Raw genomic sequence first — 4,026 nt, forward strand, 5'->3', positions numbered from 1 at the left:
ACTGACGGTTTAAATCCAAAATAATAATGCAAGTATTTATACTATTTTTTTACATTGGCAGGCGATCGCTAGCCATAATTCTGCTTTTTTTTTATAAAAAATTTCGAAAAATTTTAGACTGGGAAATTGCCATAGTTGACTTGTTTAAAAATCTAACTCTAAGTATCATACAGTATATATATAAGTCTGAATATAAGTCAGAAACATCATGGAGAACAGAGCAATTATAATCTCAAAACTTGCTTGGATGAATTAGTCTAATTTGCAACTTAAAAAGATGTTTAGATGAAGAGGTTTATATGAAGCAAGCAGAATTGGCTCCAACCAAAACAGTGCCTAATCTCCCAAATGACCCCAGCGAACCGAGAATCCTCAGCGATATTGTTGTTGATTATTTGGGACAACTGGGGGTAGAATATGTTTTTGGTGTACCAGGTGGTCACATTTCCCCACTCTATGAAGCCCTAGCACGCAGCGAAAGAAAAGGAGGCCCGAGGGCCATCCTCTCACGCCATGAAAGCGGAGCAGCAAGTATGGCTGATGCCTATGCCCGGGAAACTGGAAAAATTGGTGTTTGCTGCGCAACAACAGGTCCGGGAGCAACCAATTTAATTACAGGAGTAGCTTCAGCTTATACAGATCGCATCCCTTTGCTAGTCATCACCGGACAAACCTTATTGTCTCGCTTTGGTGTAGGAGCATTTCAGGAATCTTCTCCTGACTGGATGGATACAGCTCGGATGTTTGATAGCTGTACTCGCTACAATACCATTGTTACCCACCCCAAGCAATTGGAAAATAAACTAGTTGCTGCCCTGAAAACTGCCTTTCAATCTCCTCCAGGTCCGGTACATATCAGCGTCCCCGTTGATGTTTTTCGTTCTCCGGCTCCTGAACCAATTGCCTATCCTAACTTTACCGAGTTATTGACAAAACCTTCATCGTTTGTAGATTTAGCAGCATTAGAAGAACTTTGTCAGGCATTATATCAAGTTCTCAACAAAGGTCGTAAAGTTGTTTTATTGATAGGTCACGACTGCAAGGGAGCGAGCCAGGAAATAATGGCTTTCGCTGAATTGATTAATGCCGCCATTATGACCACTCAAGATGGCAAAACTTGTATTAATCCTTATCATCCTCTAGCTCGTGGAGTATTTGGATTTGGTGGGCACAAAACAGCTCGCCAAGCCTTAACTGATGAATCAGTAGATTTGATTTTGGCTGTTGGGACTAGCTTAGCTCAATGGGCAACTTCGGCATGGGATAAGGCTCTATTAAACGATAAATTAGTGCATATTCATCATGCCAACATTTATTTTGGGCGTACTCCGATGGCAGGTTTGCACCTCCAGGGAACTATCAAAACTATTTTTCAGGAATTGGTGGTTCGCCTTGAGGCTATGCAGGGTAGTGGGAAACTAAACTTACCAACCTTTGTCAACTCAAAGCCCTCATTCTCGGAGAATGGTAGCACTCAAAAACCGCCCTATTTGCCTCCTCAGATTGAAGTACAAGTACCAGAAAGTTATCAGAGTAACTCAACTCCAGTTAAACCACAACGCTTAGTTTACGAACTCACACAACATTTTCCTCCGGAAACTCGTTTCCTGATTGACACAGGTAATTGGTTAGCTTGGGCAATTCATTACTTCTTCCCCCATCATCCTGAAAATTATCGCTCATCAGCAGAACTAGCGGCTATGGGTTGGGGAATTGGAGGTGCAGTTGGTACAGCCTTGGCGATTCCCAATACTCCAGTTGTTTGTTTGACTGGAGATGGTAGTTTTTTGATGAATGGACAGGAAATAACTGTTGCTGTTGCTGAACGGTTGCCAGTAATTTTTGTGATCTTAAATGATCAATCCTATGGCATGGTCAAACATAGGCATCGCCAGGTTGTCAAAGATTCACTGGAATTTGCTATCCCTCCAGTGGATTTTAGCCTTATGGCTAAGGCAATGGGAGCGACAGGCTATACCATCCGCAATCCTCAAGATTTGGAAAAGCTCAATTATCAAGAGATTTGCACCTATCCAGGTCCAACGGTATTAGATGTGCATATTGATTCAGAAGAAATTCCACCTGTGGGGATGTTCTAATCAATATAAATATTTGTAATTTTTTTAAAGGTAGGTAACTTTAATGTTAGACCAGGGAATTCAGCTTGGTAGAGTGCTAATTAATTCTGCACCAAGCGGCAGTCCCCATATTTTAGCCAAAGCAATTGAAATTTTTGGGTATAAAGGATATGCCACTGGTAGTGACTACAAGATAGACACCCCTAAATCTTTTAATTATAAAGAGACAAAAAGAGCCTTAAAAGAAGGTAAAAAAGTCCCTAGTGAAAGCGGTGACAATATCGGTTTAGGGGGTTTGAGTCCATATTATGTAGATTTATCAACTTTGCAGTACTGGCTTGATGCCGTACCTCAGGGTCAATATATCTTGGGACATATTCCTTGGACAGCTAAATTGAGCCAGACTCTTGCCGATTTAAATTATCATAATCTTTGTATCATTCGCGATCCTCGTGACATAGTTGCTTCTATGATCCCTTTCATTTTAGATACAGGGAAGCCGATTAAACATTTTTTGGAAGCTGATTTTAAGCAGATGTCTGCGGGGCAGCGCTTAAATTTTATTTTCCAGGGAGGTTATGCTCCCCAAGCTGGTGTCGAAGTCAATAGCTTTGCCGAAGTTTACCGCTCCATGTTGGCTTGGCGCAAGGAGCCAAATTGCTTGTTTGTGCATTTTGAAGATTTAGTTGGTGAAGAAGGTGGAGGGAGTGTTCAGAAACAGAAAAATGTCATCAAAAGCATTGCTTCCCATCTAGGGTGTCCCTTTGATGACAAAATCTATGACAAGCTGCCAGAGATTTATCGTTCCTCTGCCCAAACTTTGAGAATCGGCAAGATTGATGGGTGGAAAAGTGCAATGGATACCGAAAGTCTTGAAAGCTTGGTTGAATATTGCAAACCGCTTTGCCGAGAAGCAGGATACTAAGCTCTCAAGAGCTAACCAATGTAAAAGTTAAACAAGAGGAAAGAAAACTTTTTTATGGAACCATCAGAATCTCGCGTTTTTTATTCTGGTAATTGGCATGGCTCATACCCCGTGGCAGAACGAGGAGAAGGAGCTTATCTGTATGATGCAGAAGGCAAACGCTACCTAGATGCAATAGGAGGTATGTTTGTTGTTACAATTGGACATGGCGTTGCAGAAGTGGCTGACGCGATCGCTGACCAAGCCCGTAAACTATCCTTCGTTAATAGATACCGATTTACCAACGAACCACAGGAGCGTCTTGCTGATAAGATAATCGAAATGGCTCCAGAGGGGATGGGTGAAGTCTTTTTTATTACCAGTGGCTCAACAGCCAACGAAACAGCTATTCAAATTGCGCGACAGTATCACATAGAACGAGGAAACGAAAGTAAATATAAAGTTATTGGACAGTGGCATAACTATAATGGTTCTACCATTGGCACTTTATCGCTATCTGGTTATGTAGCTCCTCGGCGAGCCATGAAGATGGATCCCTATTTGTTGAATTTTCCTCTTATTCAACCTCCTCACTGCTATCATTGCCCCTTTAACCTCACCTATCCCAGCTGTGAAGTTGCTTGTGCTAACGAACTAGCAAGAATTATTGAACAGGAAGGACCAGATACAATTTCTGCATTCCTTGCCACACCAATTATTGGTGGCACAGATGGTGCCATAGTACCCCCGCCAGATTATTTTGCGAAAATTAAAGAGATTTGTGAGTTTTATGACATTCTTTTTATAGCAGATGAAGTAATAACTGGCTTTGGTAGGCTAGGTAAAAATTTTGGTATTCAACATTGGCATGTAACACCAGATATCATAACCACTGCTAAAACCTTGAGTAGTGGTTATGCACCACTTGCAGCCGTTATTGTTCACAAGCATATTTTGGAAACCTTTAAGAGTGGTAATAGAAAAGGGATATTGCTATTCTCGACATACTCTGGACATCCCCTCAGTTGTGCCGCTGCTTTAGCA

The 4,026-nt window shown here is 41.5% G+C and carries 3 protein-coding genes; all 3 read left to right on the forward strand.

What is annotated here, in order from left to right; genetic code table 11:
- Positions 1-299 precede the first annotated feature (299 nt).
- Positions 300-2,099 carry a thiamine pyrophosphate-binding protein gene (locus tag F6K37_RS34070; protein ID WP_287255190.1) on the forward strand — a complete coding sequence of 600 codons (1,800 nt, stop codon included), beginning with the start codon at positions 300-302 and terminating at the stop codon, positions 2,097-2,099.
- 43 nt (positions 2,100-2,142) lie between these two features.
- Positions 2,143-3,003: a sulfotransferase domain-containing protein gene (locus F6K37_RS34075; RefSeq protein ID WP_287255191.1), complete on the forward strand. Its 861-nt coding sequence runs from the start codon at positions 2,143-2,145 to the stop codon at positions 3,001-3,003.
- A 54-nt stretch (positions 3,004-3,057) separates the two neighbouring features.
- The coding region (locus F6K37_RS34080) for an aminotransferase family protein (RefSeq protein WP_287255193.1) at positions 3,058-4,026 on the forward strand (969 nt) is incomplete at its 3' end.

Origin of the sequence: Moorena sp. SIO4E2, from assembly GCF_010671945.1 — a bacterium.
In the GTDB taxonomy this organism is placed as follows: Bacteria; Cyanobacteriota; Cyanobacteriia; order Cyanobacteriales; family Coleofasciculaceae; genus Moorena; species Moorena producens.